Source organism: Arthrobacter sp. SLBN-100 (assembly GCF_006715305.1).
In the GTDB taxonomy this organism is placed as follows: Bacteria; Actinomycetota; Actinomycetes; order Actinomycetales; family Micrococcaceae; genus Arthrobacter.
The window spans coordinates 3632877-3648668 of the sequence record NZ_VFMY01000001.1; the positions used below are offsets into that span (position 1 = coordinate 3632877).

The 15792-nt window shown below is 65.8% G+C and carries 15 protein-coding genes; 5 read left to right on the forward strand and 10 right to left on the reverse strand.

Annotated features, from left to right (window positions below):
* Positions 1–50: 50 nt before the first annotated feature.
* Positions 51–1466, reverse strand: coding sequence for a stealth family protein (locus FBY31_RS16830; RefSeq protein ID WP_142045476.1), 1416 nt, complete (start codon positions 1464–1466; stop codon positions 51–53).
* Positions 1467–1752: 286 nt separating this feature from the next.
* The gene (locus FBY31_RS16835; protein WP_142043438.1) at positions 1753–2682 is read right to left on the reverse strand and encodes a hypothetical protein; all 930 of its coding nucleotides are present in this window, start codon (positions 2680–2682) and stop codon (positions 1753–1755) included.
* 147 nt (positions 2683–2829) lie between these two features.
* Between FBY31_RS16835 and FBY31_RS16840 the strand changes: the two genes are divergently transcribed.
* Positions 2830–3129, forward strand: coding sequence for a type II toxin-antitoxin system VapB family antitoxin (locus FBY31_RS16840; RefSeq protein WP_028272925.1), 300 nt, complete (start codon positions 2830–2832; stop codon positions 3127–3129).
* The gene (locus FBY31_RS16845) at positions 3122–3796 is read left to right on the forward strand and encodes a LytR C-terminal domain-containing protein (protein ID WP_142043442.1); all 675 of its coding nucleotides are present in this window, start codon (positions 3122–3124) and stop codon (positions 3794–3796) included. The genes FBY31_RS16840 and FBY31_RS16845 overlap by 8 nt, the downstream gene beginning before the upstream one ends.
* Before the next feature lie 7 nt (positions 3797–3803).
* Here FBY31_RS16845 and FBY31_RS16850 read toward each other — a convergent pair whose 3' ends face one another.
* Positions 3804–4454: a TetR/AcrR family transcriptional regulator gene (locus FBY31_RS16850; protein WP_142043444.1), complete on the reverse strand. Its 651-nt coding sequence runs from the start codon at positions 4452–4454 to the stop codon at positions 3804–3806.
* 56 nt (positions 4455–4510) lie between these two features.
* Positions 4511–5209, reverse strand: a complete 699-nt coding sequence (locus FBY31_RS16855) for a DsbA family oxidoreductase (protein WP_142045478.1) — start codon at positions 5207–5209, stop codon at positions 4511–4513.
* A 218-nt stretch (positions 5210–5427) separates the two neighbouring features.
* Here FBY31_RS16855 and FBY31_RS16860 point away from each other — a divergent pair, with 218 nt between their 5' ends.
* Together FBY31_RS16860 and FBY31_RS16865 are read left to right on the forward strand one after the other, a co-directional pair.
* Positions 5428–6489, forward strand: a complete 1062-nt coding sequence (locus FBY31_RS16860) for a glycosyltransferase family 4 protein (RefSeq protein ID WP_142043446.1) — start codon at positions 5428–5430, stop codon at positions 6487–6489.
* Between the two features lie 57 nt (positions 6490–6546).
* A complete protein-coding gene (locus FBY31_RS16865; RefSeq protein WP_142043448.1) occupies positions 6547–8727 on the forward strand; it encodes an amylo-alpha-1,6-glucosidase in 2181 nt (726 codons plus the stop codon).
* Positions 8728–8731: 4 nt separating this feature from the next.
* Here FBY31_RS16865 and FBY31_RS16870 read toward each other — a convergent pair whose 3' ends face one another.
* The 5 genes from FBY31_RS16870 to FBY31_RS16890 are packed head-to-tail and all read right to left on the reverse strand — an operon-like array spanning position 8732 to position 13358.
* On the reverse strand, positions 8732–9265 hold the full coding sequence (locus FBY31_RS16870; protein ID WP_142043450.1) for a GNAT family N-acetyltransferase: 534 nt from the start codon (positions 9263–9265) through the stop codon (positions 8732–8734).
* A 29-nt stretch (positions 9266–9294) separates the two neighbouring features.
* Entirely contained in the window at positions 9295–10290 is a 996-nt protein-coding gene (locus tag FBY31_RS16875; protein ID WP_142043452.1) for a sugar phosphate isomerase/epimerase family protein, read from the reverse strand.
* A 1-nt stretch (position 10291) separates the two neighbouring features.
* Positions 10292–11458: a Gfo/Idh/MocA family protein gene (locus FBY31_RS16880; RefSeq protein WP_142043454.1), complete on the reverse strand. Its 1167-nt coding sequence runs from the start codon at positions 11456–11458 to the stop codon at positions 10292–10294.
* Entirely contained in the window at positions 11455–12615 is a 1161-nt protein-coding gene (locus FBY31_RS16885) for a Gfo/Idh/MocA family protein (protein WP_142043456.1), read from the reverse strand. Before FBY31_RS16885 ends, FBY31_RS16880 begins: the two co-directional genes overlap by 4 nt.
* Entirely contained in the window at positions 12612–13358 is a 747-nt protein-coding gene (locus FBY31_RS16890) for a sugar phosphate isomerase/epimerase family protein (RefSeq protein ID WP_142043459.1), read from the reverse strand. Before FBY31_RS16890 ends, FBY31_RS16885 begins: the two co-directional genes overlap by 4 nt.
* 174 nt (positions 13359–13532) lie before the next feature.
* Between FBY31_RS16890 and FBY31_RS16895 the strand changes: the two genes are divergently transcribed.
* Positions 13533–14741 carry an ROK family transcriptional regulator gene (locus FBY31_RS16895; protein WP_142043461.1) on the forward strand — a complete coding sequence of 403 codons (1209 nt, stop codon included), beginning with the start codon at positions 13533–13535 and terminating at the stop codon, positions 14739–14741.
* A 36-nt stretch (positions 14742–14777) separates the two neighbouring features.
* Here the strand turns inward: FBY31_RS16895 and FBY31_RS16900 are convergent, their stop codons facing one another.
* Positions 14778–15737 (reverse strand): D-2-hydroxyacid dehydrogenase family protein, encoded by a 960-nt coding sequence (locus tag FBY31_RS16900; RefSeq protein ID WP_142043463.1) that lies wholly within the window; start codon positions 15735–15737, stop codon positions 14778–14780.
* Between the last annotated feature and the right edge of the window lie 55 nt (positions 15738–15792).

The following is a 15792-nucleotide window of genomic DNA, read 5'->3' on the forward strand; positions in this document are numbered from 1 at the left end:
TGGGAGGCAAGGTCCGCGCCGCCGGGGCGGCGCGGACCTTGCCTCCCGTCCTATTTCTCCCAGGGTGCCTTGATCGGGAAGTACTTTTCCAGGAAGTCCGTCACCAGCTCCGCCCGCTCGTCCGCTCCGACTTCCGGGAAGCTGCCATCGTTCAGGCAGAAGAAGTCCGCGTTCCGCTTGGACCGCAGTTTGGGCAGGTAGTTCAGCCCGGCACGCATGGTGGTGTCTATGTAGCGGACCTTGGCGGCCGTCTGGGTGACCGCGCGGCCCGTGAGCAGTGCGTAGTAGTGGTAGAAGGAGTTGGTGACGGAGATGTTGTCCGCCGCACGGAACCGGCTGGCGGCCGTCTTCCGGAACTCTTCGGGGAACTCCTGCTCCATCTGCGCCACCAGGCTGCGCCGCAGCGGTGCCGCCGTGTGTTCCAGGTGGCGGGTGGTGATCCGGCCGAACCGGTTCCACAGCAGTTTCCGGTTGACGCGGGCCGCGTTTTCAAAGCCGCTGCGCTCGGCTGCGTTCTCGCCCAGCCCAATCCGGGTTTCCGCCTCGATGAACTTTGTGATGCCGCCCGGGGTGAAGAACATGTCCGGGCCCACAGGGCGGCCAAAGAACATGTCATCGTTTGAATACAGGAAGTGCTCCGAGAGCCCTTCGATGTGGTGCAGTTGGCACTCCACCGCCTGCGAGTTGTGGGTGGGCAGCACGGAAGGATCCGAGAAGAACTCTTCGCTGCGGACAATGGTGACTGCCGGGTGGTCCGCCAGCCAGGCAGGTGCGGGGGAGTCCGTGGCGATGAAGATGCGGCGGATCCACGGCGCGAACATGTAGACGGACCGGAGCGCATACTTGAGTTCATTGATCTGGCGGAACCGGGCTTCGTGGTCGTCGCCTTCACCCAGGACCACGCCCTGCTGCTGGGAGCGCCGGGCTGCGATGTACTCGGGGGAGCTGCCGTCGACCCAGGAGAACACCAGGTCGATGTCGAAGCTGATGTCGCTGGCATGGTCGGCGAACATGTTCTCGATCGTGGGCCAGGTGTGGCCGTAGCGTTCCACGGTGCCGCGGACGGCGTCCTGCCGCAGCAGCGTGCGGCGTGTCAGTGAGTTCTCGATAGGCAGGATCAGCTGCTCGCCTTCGAAGGCCCACAGCTCGATCTGCACCCCGGCTGAGGCGCCGAACTCGAAGCCTCCCACGGGTTCAACCCGGGGGCGGTACAGGCGGAAGATGCGGGCCTGCCGGTTGGAGGAGAGATCTCCGTCGGCCACCAGCACGGAGGTCTTCTTCTTCGCATCCACGGACATGGAGTAGAACGGCTCATCCCGGCAAGCCGCCACCAGGGCGGCCCGGAGCTTCTTCCGGTCCTTCCAGTCCAGGGCGATGACGGGCCGGTCATTGTTGCCGCGGACCAGGAGGTAGGCAATGCCGGCATTGACCAGGACATTGCGCAGGAACAGCAGGTCCTCGACCATCGCCTGGTAAGGCGTCCTGTTGTAGTTGATCAGGGCATAGCGGCCTTTGTGCCTGATCACGTCGGCGCGGTGCCGGAGCCGCTGTTCCGCCGCCGCAGACGTGACCTCTGCATGAAATTGTTCTTCCACGGACGCTTGGGTGCCGTAGTAGACCTCGTCCTGTACCGGTGCTTCTGTAATGGTGTTCTCCGTGCTGGTCAAAGTAAGTAAGCCTTTCTACCTGCATGATAGCCGCGGGGTGGAAACGGCAGGTTTCCGGCCGGGGCCAGGCGGCCTCGGAAGGGGCTTAGGCCCGCAGCGCCTCAAGCCAGCTGCGCAGGAAAGCGCCGCCGGCGTCGTCGTGGATCACTGTGGCATCCAGTCCCAGGTCTACGGCGGTCAGGACGTCGTAGGGCTTCTCCGGAACACCGTCTGCCGGGCGCACGTCCACATGCTTGACCTCGTGGTCGTTGTGGTGCAGCCAGTCGGCCATGGCGTAGTCCGTGCGGGAGTCCCCCACCGTCCGCCAGGCCTGCGGCGTGATGCCTTGGGCGGCCAGCAGTTCCACGGCGCGGCTGGCGCCCAGGTCCTTGCCGAGCCGCACGGATTCAATGTCTGTGGAGATGATGGTGGGGTCCACGCGGTAGTCCACATCGTCGTCGGAATTGGGGGCATGGTGGTCCAGCCGGACCACCCCCAGCCCGTGCCGGGCCATCAGGTCCATGGCGTCGGCGTCGAAGAGTTTCTGCTCGGCAAGGTATTCGGCGGTGGGCACCTCGATGTGCTGCTCCACGGACACCATGGCCCGCTTCGTTTCGTCAAAGAACATATGCGCCGAGTAGTCCTCGGCCACCATCCTCCGGACGTCGTCGCCATAGGCTGCAGGAACGGCAAGTTCGTGGTCCACGTGGATGGGACCCGGGCCGGTGGCGGTGTAGCTGAACCAGACGGCGCCCTTTTCGCAGATGGCGTGGATGATGGTGCCCGCCGGAATCCCTGCCGCGATCATCGGTTCCATGACCTGCTCCCGGATGAAGGCATCCGACCGGCCGGTGTTGAAGATGACTGGAATGCCCGCGGCGGCCAGGGCTACAAGATCATTGATGATTTCGGCCTTGACATCGCGCGTCACGGGGCTTGCCACCGGCCCGTCCACGTCGAGCAGGAGCGCGAGGGGCGGCGTGGCCGGCAGGTGCACGCCGGGTGTGGTGGCGGCTGGAAACGTGGAGGCAGTCATGCCTCCATTCTGACAGCAGCACCCTGAACTCCCGTTGCCGGCCGTCCAGGCTCCCCTCGTGTGACACTTGGTCACTGTTTGGCTACAACCTGACCCGGGGCGGTCCCGGCACTTTCGCTGGGACCATTGGATGCCTAGGGTGGCATGGTGATATTCAAAGCTGTGGGCGAGGGCCGCCCTTACCCTGACCATGGTTACAACACTCCCAAGGAGTGGGCTGCGCTGCCGCCGCGTCCGGTCAGGCTGGACGAGCTGGTGACCACCAAGCGCACGCTGGACCTGGAGGCGCTCCTCGCCGAGGATTCCACCTTCTTCGGTGACCTTTTTCCGCACGTGGTGCAGTACCGGGGAACCCTCTATCTTGAGGATGGCCTGCACCGCGCCGTCCGCACCGCCCTGCACCAGCGCACGGCGATCCACGCTCGTGTGCTGGTCATAGATGGCTAGGAAGAAGCAGCAGGACGCGAGCGTCCTCCACGGCCACCACGTCGTCACCGGCCCTGAGCTGAGGGCCACCTTCGAAGCAGGCCGCGACGCCGACGACACTGCTCAGGTGCGCCGCCGCGTGCTTCACGGCGTGGTGCTTGTGCTCCTCATCGGACTGATCATCGCAGCCATCATCACCGCGCTGGCCATCATCAACGGGCGCCTGAAGATCCCCACCGCGGAGCGGGCAGACGAAACGGTGTCCTCCTGCCCGGCCGGCACCTTTGACTACATGCCGAACGACAAGGTCAACCTCAACGTGTACAACTCCACCAGCAGGCCCGGGTTGGCACGGTCAGTGGCGGACGAGTTCCTGGCCCGGAAGTTCGTGGTGGGTGCGGTCGCCAATATCGAGGCCGGCTACCGCGGTATCGCCGCGGTGGTTTCCGGCCCGGCCGGCCAGTCCGCGGCGTTCAGCGTCCAGCGCAACCTGCCGGGCTCGGACTACTTCCAGGACGGCAGGACGGACGGCAGCGTGGACGTGGTCCTGGCCCAGGACTACAAGGCGCTGGCTCCGCCGGAGCTCATTGACCAGACGCCGGGCAAGCTGGGCTGCCCCCGCGAAAGCCGCCGCGTCGCGGACGACGACAAGTGGCCCGTCATGCCGTCGGCGGCGCCCACCCGCTGAAGAATCCTCAGCGGGCCACAGCGGGAAGCGGGGCCAGGCGGACGGGGCAGCCGGCGCCGTCGAACCTTGCGCCGGCACCCAGCTGGATGAAGCGGACGGTCCTGGCAACACGCGCTTCCAGTTCCGCCGGCTCGTCGCTGCCGCGGGCCGCGCTGGACGAGAGAGTGCCGAGGATCAGCTGTGCCTGCTGGCCCACGTCGGCCACGGGAAGGTAACCCTGCTCCATCCCGTCGCGCAGGATGCCCTGCAGCAGGACGCTCAGCTCGCCCACGTGGTCGGCGAGTTTGGCAAAGGACGACGGCGACAGCACGGCCCCCATGGCAGGTCCCGGCGGGAGGTGGCGGCGGCTGAGGTCCACCACCTGGGCGCGGACGTACAGTGCCAGCCGCTCCACCGGGTTATCGAGGCGGCCCAAAGCCTCGCGCAGCTCGGACAGGAACTTTTCGGTCTCATCCAGCGCGTAGGAGATGAGCAGCTCTTCGATGTCCGCGTAGTAGTTGTAGACCGCGGTGCGGCCTACACCCGCGTGCCGGGCCACATCGGTCATGGTCAGCCCGGGCAGGCCGTGGGAAAAGAGGAGCTCGCCGAAGGCGGTGAGGATGCGGCGCTGCGTCTCCGCGCGTTGCTCGGCGTTGGTGGCCGCTGAAATCCTGGGCATATAGACACTTTACAGCGATGTGTCAGTAAACGGCGCTGACTGTTGGAACGTGGAGACTAGATCTGGCAACCGTCCGGGCCGCAGGCGTCGCCGTCGGTGGAGTTGACCAGCACCAGGGGATTTGCGGCCTGCCACGCCTGGTTGAGTGCGGCCGTGAACGTCTCGGCCGGCTGGGCGCCGGAAAGGCCGAACTTGCGGTCGATGACGAAGAACGGCACCCCGCTGATGCCCAGCGCCCGGCCTTCCTCGAAGTCGAAGCGGACGTCGTCGGCGTACTTGTCCGTGGTGAACAGTTCTTCCGCCTCGTCCTTGTTGATGCCCAGGTCCAAGGCGAGGGACGCCAGGTATTCGAGGCTGCCGATGTCCTTGCCGTGCTCGAAGTGGTCGCTGAGCAGGCGTTCCTTGGCTTCATCCTGCTTGCCGTGAACGGCGGCGAGATGGATCAGGCGGTGGGCGGTGAAGCTGTTCGCCACCACTACTGCCTCGAACCGGTACTCCAGTCCCTCACCGTTGGCCTGCTCGGTGACGTGCTGGAACATCTGTGAGACCTGGTGCGCCGGGATGCCCTTGCGGGTGCTGAGGTACTCCAGCTCCGTCCCGTCATAGTGCTCGGGCAGGGTGGGGTCCAGCTGGTAGCTGCGCCATTTCACTTCCACTGAATCGCGGTGCTCGAAGCTGGCAAGGGCAGTCTCAAAGCGGCGCTTGCCGATGTAGCACCACGGGCACGCGACGTCGGACCAGATCTCAATCTTCATGCTGGGCATAACTGCACTCTTCACACAGCCATTCCGCGGCGGCATGTTATTTGCGCCACAGGAGGTCTTGCGGTGGGGTGCAACGTAGGCAATAGTCGGAGCTAGGTGAAACAGACGCCATAGGAAAACTGACTGCGCCGCGGGCCGGAGCCGGCAGGGCGGTCGGAAGTGCCCGGTCAACTGGGGAGCCCGGCCTGTATTCTTCGCGAGGTTAAAGAATGCGGATAGGACTTATTGCAGGACCCTGGATTACTATTCCACCGGTGACTTACGGCGGCATCGAACGAGTCGTGGATACTTTGGCGCGCGGTTTCGCCGCCGCCGGACACGAAGTGCTGCTGGCCGCGCCTTCGGAGAGTACCTGCCCCGTTCCGCTGGTACCGGGCATGCGGCCGTCGGCCCGCGATGAACTCGGGTCCGCCATCTCCGAACTCAGCCATGTCATCAGGGCTTATGAGGGATTGCAGGACGTCGATGTCATTCACGACCACACCCTGGCAGGCCCGCTCTACGCCTACCGGCCCGCCAAGGTTCCGGTAGTTACCACCATCCACGGCCCGCTCAACAGCGAGGCCGAGGACATCTACCGTGCTATGGCACGCGATGTTGCGGTCGTGGCCATATCCCGGGACCAGGCTTCGCATGCGCCGGACGTTCCCGTCACCCAGGTGATCCACCACGGTATGGATGTTTCCGCGGTCCCGGTGGGAAGCGGAAGAGGCGGATACCTGTGTTTCGTGGGCCGGGCATGCCAGGACAAGGGGCTGTTGGAAGCCATTATGGTTGCCAGGCAGGTGCAGGTGCCCCTGCGTATTGCGGTGAAGATGCGCGAACCGGATGAGATCCGCTACTTCCGGGAGGTCATTGAGCCGATGCTGGGACCGAACGAGGATTTCGTCGGGGAAGTGGATGACGCGACCAAGTACCGGCTGATGGGCGAGGCCCTGGCTTTCCTGAACCCGATCCAATGGTCCGAGCCGTTCGGCCTGGTGATGATCGAGGCCCTGGCCACCGGTACTCCCGTCGTCGGGACGCGAATAGGATCAGCATCGGAGATCGTGGAGCACGGGCGGACCGGTTACTTAGGAGAAACCGAACAGTTGGCTGGCTTTGTGGAGGCGGCCGCCGGGCTGAGCAGGGCACGTTGCCGGACATCAGCGGAAGAGCGGTTCAGCGCCGGAAGGATGGTGGCCCAGCACTTGAGGCTGTTCGAAGAACTGCTAGGGGGTAAATCGCCGGGAGGGGTTCCCGATGCTGCCTCTGTGCACCAAAATCGTTAAGGGGGCGGGCGGGCTTCCGGCTCCCCTGCAGCATCCCGTTGAGAAGGGAGTCCTTCCATGACCGCCTGGAACGCAAATAACGAGGCCTCCGTGTCGGATTCGGGCACGGTTACGATCCTTGAGGGGTCTTCGTTCTGCATTTCGTCCGGAAGCGGCGACATCAGCCCCGACGGCGGCACCAACGGCGCGTTCTTCCAGGACACCCGCATCATTTCCCGCTGGGTCCTGCGCATCAACGGATGCCTGCGGGAGCCGCTGTCAGCCCAGCGGCCGCAGCCGTTCGAAGCAACGTTCGTTGGCCGGGCCACGTGGCCCGGCGGCAGGTTCGACAGCCCTCTGGTGGTCCGGCAGGTCCGCCACATCGGCCCGGGCATGCAGGACGACATCACCCTGGAAAATTACGCCGCCGAACCCGTCGAGTGCGACATCGAACTCCTGGTGGACGCGGACCAGGCCGACCTCTTCGACGTGAAGGGCGGGCGCACCACGGGCCCGGATGACACCATCCGGACGGTGGCGGAGGGCAAGCTCATCATCGAGGCTTCGCGGCATGGCCAACAGCGGGGCTCGGCCATCGGGGCCCCCGGTGCAGGGGTGGGGACCGACGGACTGCGTTTCCATGTCACCATCCCTGCCAGGGGCAAATGGGCCACGAGTGTGATCGTGGTTCCACTGGTTAATGGAGAGGCGCCAGAAAAGCCCTTCCGCGAGGGACAGTTGCCGCACCACCGCGAAGGCGTGCGCCGCCACCTGGACTGGGAAGAGGGAGTTCCGCGGATCCGCATTGAAGACGCAAACGTGCAGGGCCTGCTCAACCGGAGCCAGAGCGACCTCGGCGCCCTGCGGATATTCGACGTCCACCACCCGGAACGCGCCGCGGTTGCCGCCGGCGCCCCCTGGTTCATGGCGCTGTTCGGGCGGGATTCGCTGCTGACCTCTTACATGAGCCTGATGGTCAACCCCAACCTTGCGCTGGGTACGCTGCAGACCCTCGCCGGAATCCAGGGGAAAAGGGTGGACCCGGACTCGGAGGAGGAACCCGGCCGCATTCCGCACGAGGTCCGGCTTGGCGTAACGGCCGGCCTGTCCCTGGGCGGCACGGCCTATTACGGCACCGTCGACGCAACCCCCCTCTTCGTAGCCACCCTGGGCGAGCTGAGCCGCTGGGGGTTGTCCCGGGATGCGATCCGGCCGCTGCTGCCGCACGCGGACCGGGCGCTGGAGTGGATCGAAAAGTACGGCGACCGTGACGGCGACGGCTTCGTGGAATACCTGCGGCCCAACGACCATGGCCTGGTCAACCAGGGCTGGAAAGACTCCTGGGACGGGATCAACTTCGCGGACGGGACCATCGCAGAAGCACCCATCGCCCTCTGCGAGGTCCAGGCCTATGTGTACTCCGCCTACCTGGGCAGGTCATTGCTGGCCCACTGGAGCGGCGACAGGGGGTTGGAACAGCATTGGGCCGAAAAGGCGTGGACTTTCAAGGAGGAGTTCAATAAGAGATTCTGGCTGCCGGACAGGGGCTACTTTGCGGTGGCGCTGGATAAGGACAAGCGGCCCGTTGATGCGCTGACCTCGAACATCGGCCATTGCCTGTGGACGGGCATCGTGGACGAGGACAAGGCGCAGTCCGTGATGGAGCATCTGATGTCGCCCCAGATGTTCACGGGTTGGGGGATCCGCACGCTGGCCTCCGATATGGGCGCGTACAACCCGGTCAGTTACCACAACGGCTCGGTGTGGCCGCACGACACCGCCTTAGTGGCCACCGGGCTGATGCGCTACGGGTTCGTGGACGAGGCAAAACGGGTAGCCATGGGAATTTTCGATGCTGCCACACACTTTGACGACCGCCTGCCGGAACTCTTCTGCGGTTTTGACCGCGGCGAGTTTCCCGGCCCGGTGCCCTATCCCACCGCCTGCTCGCCGCAGGCGTGGGCTGCGGCAGCGCCGGTACAGCTGGCGCGGATCCTGCTCCGTTTCGATCCCGTCTTCACCCGTGGGGTGGTGCACCTTGCGCCGATCCTGCCGGACGTCCTGGGCACGTTCCGTGCTGAAAACGTCCTGCTGAATTCGAACAGGGTCACCATCAATGCCACGGGAACGACGGGAAGTATCGAGGGCCTCCCGCCAGGGCTCAAGCTCCTGGCCGCACCGCGGCCACCCCTGGCATACCCCGTGGAAGAGGTAGTGGCAGGCCCCGGCATCCGAAGGCTGCATCAACCTGGGGCCTGAACCGTCAGGGCAGGGGACGCTCCAGCACGAAGTCGTGCTCTACGGTGCTGCCCAGCCGGAACGACTTCGTTCCTGCCTTCCGGAACCCTGACTTCTCATAGAAGCGGATGGCCCTGGCGTTCTGGCTGTTGACTCCCAGCCAGACGCCCTTGCCGCCGGACGCGGCGGCCGCCGCCAGGCTGGCGTGCATCAGCTCGGCAGCGGCACCGAGACCATGGTGTTCCGGGTGCACGTAGCACTTGCTGAGCTCCACCGACGGCAGGATACCCAGCGCCGAAACAACATCCGGATCCGTGGCCGGACGGTTCACCAGCAGGCTGTAGCCGCCGAGGCCGCCGTCGGCGTCGATGACCAGGACCGTCACTTCGGGGTCGGCGAGGTACGCCTGGAAGTGCCGTTCGCTGAGCGTGTTGGCCAGGTGGGCGGCAATATCGGCAGGCGAGGCCGACGGCGGGCACGCCAGCGGAAAGGTGACGGCCGCCAGGGCAGCCAGCGCCCCGGCGTCGTCCGTTGTTGCTGTGCGGATGGAATGTGGCATGCGGGAATTCTATGTGGGCCGCTTTGGAGTCACTGCTTGAAGGCGGCGTCGAAGGACGTGCTCGACGGCGGGAAGTCGAATTTTTTGAGGGCGGCGAGGGCTTCGGGGGCGCCGTGGAGGCGGTCCATGCCGGCGTCTTCCCACTCCACAGAGATGGGGCCGTCGTAGCCGATGGCGGCCAGTGCACGGAAGGATGCTTCCCAGGGAACGTCGCCGCGGCCGGCCGAGACGAAGTCCCAGCCCCGGCGGGGGTCGCCCCAGGCGAGGTGGGAGCCCATCACGGTGTTCCGCCCGGTCTGGCGGACCTTGGTGTCCTTGCAGTCCACGTGGTAGATCCGGTCCTTGAAGTCCCAGATGAAGGAGACCGGGTCAACGCCTTGCCACATCATGTGGGACGGGTCCCAGTTCAGGCCGAACGCGGGGCGGTGGCCGATCGCTTCGAGGGTGCGGACGGTGGTCCAGTAGTCGTAGGCGATTTCGGAGGGGTGGACTTCGTGGGCGAAGCGGACGCCGCATTCGTCGAAGACGTCCAGGATGGGGTTCCAGCGGTCGGCGAAGTCCTGGTAGCCGGCGTCGATGACCTTTTCGGGGACGGGCGGGAACATTGCCACGTATTGCCAGATGGAGGAGCCGGTGAAGCCGACGACGGTGTCCACGCCGAGTGCCTTGGCGAGCCTGGCGGTGTGCTTCATTTCCTCGGCGGCACGCTGGCGGACACCTTCAGGGTCGCCGTCACCCCAGACCTTGGTGCCGACGATTGCTTCGTGGCGGAAGTCGATGGGGTCATCGCAGACCGCCTGGCCCTTGAGGTGGTTGGAGATGGCCCAGACCTTGAGGTTGTACTTGTCCAGGATCTCGAGCTTGGACTCGACGTAGCCGGGCTCGTCCCAGCGCCAGGCGTCCAGGTGGTCACCGGAGACAGCGATTTCCAGGCCGTCGTAGCCCCAGCCGGAGGCGAGGCGCGCGACTTCCTCGAAGGGGAGGTCGGCCCACTGGCCGGTGAACAGGGTGTAGGGGCGGGCCATGTCAGGCTCCTTCAGTCGGGGCAGTGGGCAGTTGGATGAGGGCACTTTTGGCGGCGGCGGACTCCTCCACGGCCGCCAGGATGCGCTGGACTTCCAGTCCGTCTTCGAACGACGGCGATGGCTGGGTGCCGCCGTCGATGGCCAGCAGGAAGTCCCGGATTTCGTGCGTGAAGGTGTGCTCCCAGCCGATGATATGGCCCTGCGGCCACCAGGCGTCCAGGTACGGGTGCTCCGGTTCGGTGACCACGATCCGGCGGAAGCCCTGCTCCCGGGCCGGCAGCGTGGCGTCACTGAACGCGAGTTCGTTGAGGTTCTCGAGGTCGAAGCGGAGGGCGCCCTTGTCACCGTAGATTTCGATCTGCAGGGAGTTCTTCCGGCCGGTGGCCACCCGGGAGGCTTCCACGGAGGCGATGGCTCCGGAGGCGAGGGTCAGTGTTGCCCAGGCGGCGTCGTCCACCGTGACGTCTTCCAGCCCCTCGGCACCTGGCCGCTGGCTCACGAAGGTCTGCAGCCGGCCCGAGACTTCCGTGACCTGGTCACCGAGCAGGAAGAGGACCTGGTCGATGGCATGGGACGCGATATCTCCCAGGGCCCCGGAACCGGCGGTCTCTTTCCGCAGGCGCCAGGTCATCGGTGCCGACTCGTCGGCGAGCCAGTCCTGCAGGTAAGCGGCGCGGACCTGCCGGACAGAGCCGATCCTGCCTTCGCTGACCAGTTCCTTCGCGAGGGCCAGGGCCGGGACGCGGCGGTAGTTGAAGCCCACCATCGACTGCACACCCCTCGCTCTGGCGGCCTGGGCGGCAGCGGTAATGGCTTCGGCTTCGGCCAGGGTGTTGGCCAGAGGCTTCTCCAGCAGTACGTGCTTGCCGGCTTCGAGGGCGGCGATGGCGATCTCGGCGTGCATCCAGCCTGGGGCACAGATATCGACGATGTGGATGTCGTCGCGGTCCAGGACTGAGCGCCAGTCAGTGGCGGTTTCCTTCCAGCCGTACCTGGCAGCGGCCTCCGAAACGGCGGCGGCGTCCCGGCCCACCAGGACCTTCTGCTCAAGCGCCGGGACATCAAAGTAGCTGGCCACATTCCGCCAGGCGTTCGAGTGGGCCTTGCCCATAAAGGCGTAGCCGATCATCGCCACGCCCAGCGGGCTCTGAATTGGTCCGTTGCTCATGCGCCCGCTCCCAGAGTCAAGGTTTCCGGGGCCCAGTCTTCGGGAACGGGCTGCGACACCGGCGCGTTGCTGGCCACGTCCACGAAGTTGCCGGATTCCATGGACTCGTTGATGGAGACCATGGCGTCCAGGACGTGGTAGGCAAGTTCTCCAGTGGCGCGGTGGGGAACACCGGCACGGATGGAGCGCGCCATGTCCAGGACTCCCATGCCCCGGCCGTTTGCCGGGCCGGTTGCCCGTACGGTGGTCCAGTCCTCGTCGCCTGCCCGCCACAGCTTGATGTCGCCGTCGAAGACATTGGGGTCCGGGAGTGAGATGGTGGCCTCGGTGCCGGTGATCTCCACGAAACCCATCCGGGCGCGAGGGGACTCAAACGAGAAGACGCTGTGCGAGGACGCGCCGGACTCGAACTGTGCCATGGCAGATACGTGGGTGGGGACTTCCACCGTGAACTCTTCGCCGGCCTTGGGACCGGAACCGATCACGCGGACGTCCCGGGACTTGGAACCGACGGCGGCCACCTTGCGGATAGAACCGAAGGCCTGGATGAGGGTGGTCAGGTAATAAGGGCCCATGTCGAACAGCGGACCGGCGCCGTGCTGGAAGAGGAAAGCCGGGTTGGGATGCCAGGATTCCGGGCCGGGTGTCTGGAACGTGGTCATGGCCGTCAACGGGGTACCGATATCACCGCGTTGGATGATGCGCAGTGCCGTCTGCAGGCCTGCGCCGAGGAAGGTGTCCGGTGCGCAGCCCAGGCGGAGCCCTGCGGCATCGGCGGTTTTGAGCAGTCCCAGCCCGGATTCACGGTCAAGGGAGAAGGGCTTCTCGGTCCAGACGTGTTTCCCGGCGTTGACTGCGGCACTGGCCACCTCCACGTGCGCGGCCGGGATGGTCAGGTTGACGATGATGTCGACGTCCGGGTGGTTCAGTGCCTTGTCCACCCCGCCCCACTCGGGGATGCCATACTCCTTGGCCCGCGCTGCGGCCGCATCCTCGAACAGGTCGGCGATTACGTGCAGCTTGAGGTCCGGGAAGAGCGTCAGGTTATCCAGGTATTGCTTGCTGATGTTTCCGGCGCCGATGACGGCAACGCCCACCGGGCCTTTGCCCGTGGCCCTGTGAACGGAGGCCGTGCGTCCCGATGCAGGGGTGCTCATGCCTTGATTCCTTCGCCTGATGCAGTCAGAAACGAAAGGCTCTCGTTGATGCCCTCGAAAATGTCGCCGTCGTAGTCGTCAAACTCCACCACGCCGACTTCCAGTGATTTCGCCGCTGCGATGACGTCCAGCACGGCCACTTTGCCTTGGCCTGCCGGAAGCTGGGCCTTGGTGTCGGTGGTGAGGGGGCCGTCCTTGATGTGGATGAACTTCACCCGGGAACCCAGCTTGCCCAGGATGTCCACCGGGTCCTGGCCGCCCACGGCCACCCAGTACGTGTCCACCTCAAGGACCAATTCGGGGTCCAGCAGGTCTGCAAAGTACTCCAGCGCCGTGCATCCCTCGATGACGGACTCCAGCTCCCACTGGTGGTTGTGGTAGCCCACGCGGATGCCGTATTCGGCGCCTTTCTTTGCTGCGGCGTTCAACTGGGCGGCCGTGGCCTGCACGTCTTCAGCTGTTTGCCAGCGTCCGGCCGGAATGAACGGCTCGATCACGGTGGTGATGCCCAGTTCCTTGGCGGCGGTGAAGATCTGGTCCTGGTCCTGGCTCAGCAGCGGGGCATGGCCGGAGGGCGCGGTCAGCCCGTTTTCCCGCAGGGCGGCGCCGAGTTCGTTGGCCGTGGCCACGAAGTTGTAGGGCTCAACCTGGGTGAAGCCGATGTCCGCAACTTTGCGGATGGTGCCGGGCAGGTCTTCCTGGATGGCGTTCCGCAATGTGTAGAGCTGGAGCGAGTAGGACAATGAAGTCTCCTGGTTTCTGGCGTCGGTTCCGGACGCGGCTGTGTATCCGGATTTGAACGGGGAGTGGGCTAGGCCACAATTCTTCGGCTACTGCAACGCTAGGATGACTTTTGCTGCACGTCAAGCAAAAGCTGGTGGCGTGACATACAGAAGTGGCCGTGCTATCTATGTCCTATGACCAAGACAGCAGGCAGCAGCGCTTCGCCCGAGCCTGCCCTGGCCCAGGGCGGAGCCGGCGTGCTGTTCCAACTGCTCCGCGACGGCAAGGCCCGCACCCGCGCCGAACTCGCCCTGACCACAGGGCTGGCGCGTTCCACCGTGGCATCCCGGATCGATGCCCTGATTGCCTCCGGACTGGTCGGCCCCGCGGGCGAGGCCAACTCAAGCGGCGGAAGGCCGCCGTCGCGCTTTGCCTTCAACCCCGCCGTGCGTGTGGTGCTGGCAGTGGATGTGGGGGCCACGCACGTGATCGTCGCCGTCACGGACCTCAATGGCGAGGTCCTCGCCGAGCAGCGCCTGGCGCAGGACGTGGCGGACGGGCCGGAAGCCGTGCTGGACCGCGTGGTGAGGGAAGGACTGTCGCTCGTGGCCAGGGCAGGACGCACCATGGGGGACGTGGCCGGAATGGGGATCGGCCTGCCGGGACCCGTGGAGCATGCCACAGGCCGGCCCGTTAAGCCGCCCATCATGCCGGGCTGGGACGGGTTCGACGTCGTCGCTTACGTCCAGCGCTCGCTGCCGGTCCCCGTGCTGGTGGACAACGACGTCAACATCATGGCGCTGGGGGAGCGGACCGCGCACTGGCCGGAGCACGAGAATTTCTTGTTCATCAAAGTGGCCACCGGGGTGGGTTCCGGGATCATCAGCAGCGGGATGCTGCAGCGTGGCGCCAACGGCACTGCCGGCGACCTTGGCCATGTGCGGGTCCCGCGCGGCGACGACGTGCTGTGCCGTTGCGGCAACTTCGGCTGCCTGGAGGCGTTGGCGTCAGGCCCGGCCCTGGCCGCGGAATTGAACCGGCAGGGAGTACCGGCCGTCAGGGGCAGCGACGTGCTGCGGCTGGTGGCGCAGGGGAACCTGCAGGCCAGCCAGGTGCTGCGCCAGGCCGGGCGGGACGTGGGGGACGTCCTGGCCACAGTGGTGAACCTGCTCAACCCGTCTGTCATTGTGATTGGCGGGAGCCTGGGCCAGGCGGGGGAGCATCTGATGGCCGGGGTGCGTGAAGTGGTGTACCGGCGCTCGCTGCCCCTGGCCACAGCACACCTGAGGATCTCCCTCTCGATTGCCGGCGACCGGGCTGCCATCCTGGGCGCCAGCCAGATGGTGACGCAGCACGTGCTGTCTCCGGCTGCGGTTGAGGCAACCCTTCAGGCAACCGGCTAGCGTCCCGGAAGGTCCAGGCTCTTGCGGGGTGAAATCCTAGGCTGAAATGACCCGCAGCGGCTCGCCGGCCAGCCAGGCCCTAACGTCTTCCAGCGCCCCGCCGTAAAACTGCCGGTAGCTCTCACGCGTCACATAGCCCAGGTGCGGGGACAGCACGGTGTTAGGGGCGGTAAGGAGGGGATGCCCTGCCGGGAGCGGTTCGTGGTCGAAGACGTCCAGCGCTGCTCCTGCGATCCAGCCCTCCGTCAGCGCCCGGACCAGGGCATCCTGGTCCACCAACGGCCCGCGGGCGGTGTTCACCAGGATGCCGTTGGGGCCCAGGAGTTTCAGCTCCGGCTCGCCCACTATCCCTTCTGAACGGGGAGACAGGCGCAGGTGGAGGGTGGCGACGTCGGAAGTCCTGAAGAGCTCCTCCTTGGATACGTTCCGCACACCTGCCTCGGCGGCGGCCTCATCGGTCAGGTTCTGGCTCCACGCAATCACGTCCATCCCGAAGGCCTGGCCGTAGGCGGCAATCCTGCGGCCGATCTTGCCCAGGCCCACCACGCCGAGGGTCTTGCCGGCCAGTTCGAACCCCACCGTGCTCTGCCAGGAGCCGGCGCGGAGCGAACTGTCCTCGGCAGGGATGTTGCGGGCGACGGCCAGGAGCAGGGCCCACGTGAGTTCCGGGGCGGCGGTGGGGGACCCCGGCGTGCCGCAGACCGTGATGCCGAGGTCGTCCGCGGCGGCAACGTCGATGGAGGCGTTTGCCATTCCGGTGGTGACAAGGAGCCGGAGGGCGGGGAGTTTTTCGAGCACCTCGCGGGGAAAAGCAGTCCGCTCCCGCATGGCAATGATGATCGTCGCATCGGCCAGAGCGGACTCCAGTGCGTCCTTGGAAGGGAACGGCTCCCGGTACGAGGTGACCGTGACGCCGTCGGCCGCCAGGGAGGACCAGTCGGCGAACCCGTGCGCCACGTCCTGGTAGTCATCAAGGATGGCAAGCCGGTGCTGCATGTCTGTGTCCTTCGTCCCGTTCTGTGGCAGTGATGTTCATCGTATGGCAGGACGG

What these genes read in the sequence shown, in the direction of transcription:
- FBY31_RS16835 (WP_142043438.1), bottom strand. Translation starts at nt 2,682, where the DNA reads ATGACTGCCTCCACGTTTCCAGCCGCCACCACACCCGGCGTGCACCTG.
- FBY31_RS16860 (WP_142043446.1), top strand. Translation starts at nt 5,428, where the DNA reads ATGCGGATAGGACTTATTGCAGGACCCTGGATTACTATTCCACCGGTG.
- FBY31_RS16845 (WP_142043442.1), top strand. Translation starts at nt 3,122, where the DNA reads ATGGCTAGGAAGAAGCAGCAGGACGCGAGCGTCCTCCACGGCCACCAC.
- FBY31_RS16850 (WP_142043444.1), bottom strand. Translation starts at nt 4,454, where the DNA reads ATGCCCAGGATTTCAGCGGCCACCAACGCCGAGCAACGCGCGGAGACG.
- FBY31_RS16855 (WP_142045478.1), bottom strand. Translation starts at nt 5,209, where the DNA reads ATGAAGATTGAGATCTGGTCCGACGTCGCGTGCCCGTGGTGCTACATC.
- FBY31_RS16900 (WP_142043463.1), bottom strand. Translation starts at nt 15,737, where the DNA reads ATGCAGCACCGGCTTGCCATCCTTGATGACTACCAGGACGTGGCGCAC.
- FBY31_RS16865 (WP_142043448.1), top strand. Translation starts at nt 6,547, where the DNA reads ATGACCGCCTGGAACGCAAATAACGAGGCCTCCGTGTCGGATTCGGGC.
- FBY31_RS16880 (WP_142043454.1), bottom strand. Translation starts at nt 11,458, where the DNA reads ATGAGCAACGGACCAATTCAGAGCCCGCTGGGCGTGGCGATGATCGGC.
- FBY31_RS16895 (WP_142043461.1), top strand. Translation starts at nt 13,533, where the DNA reads ATGACCAAGACAGCAGGCAGCAGCGCTTCGCCCGAGCCTGCCCTGGCC.
- FBY31_RS16885 (WP_142043456.1), bottom strand. Translation starts at nt 12,615, where the DNA reads ATGAGCACCCCTGCATCGGGACGCACGGCCTCCGTTCACAGGGCCACG.
- FBY31_RS16870 (WP_142043450.1), bottom strand. Translation starts at nt 9,265, where the DNA reads ATGCCACATTCCATCCGCACAGCAACAACGGACGACGCCGGGGCGCTG.
- FBY31_RS16875 (WP_142043452.1), bottom strand. Translation starts at nt 10,290, where the DNA reads ATGGCCCGCCCCTACACCCTGTTCACCGGCCAGTGGGCCGACCTCCCC.
- FBY31_RS16830 (WP_142045476.1), bottom strand. Translation starts at nt 1,466, where the DNA reads ATGGTCGAGGACCTGCTGTTCCTGCGCAATGTCCTGGTCAATGCCGGC.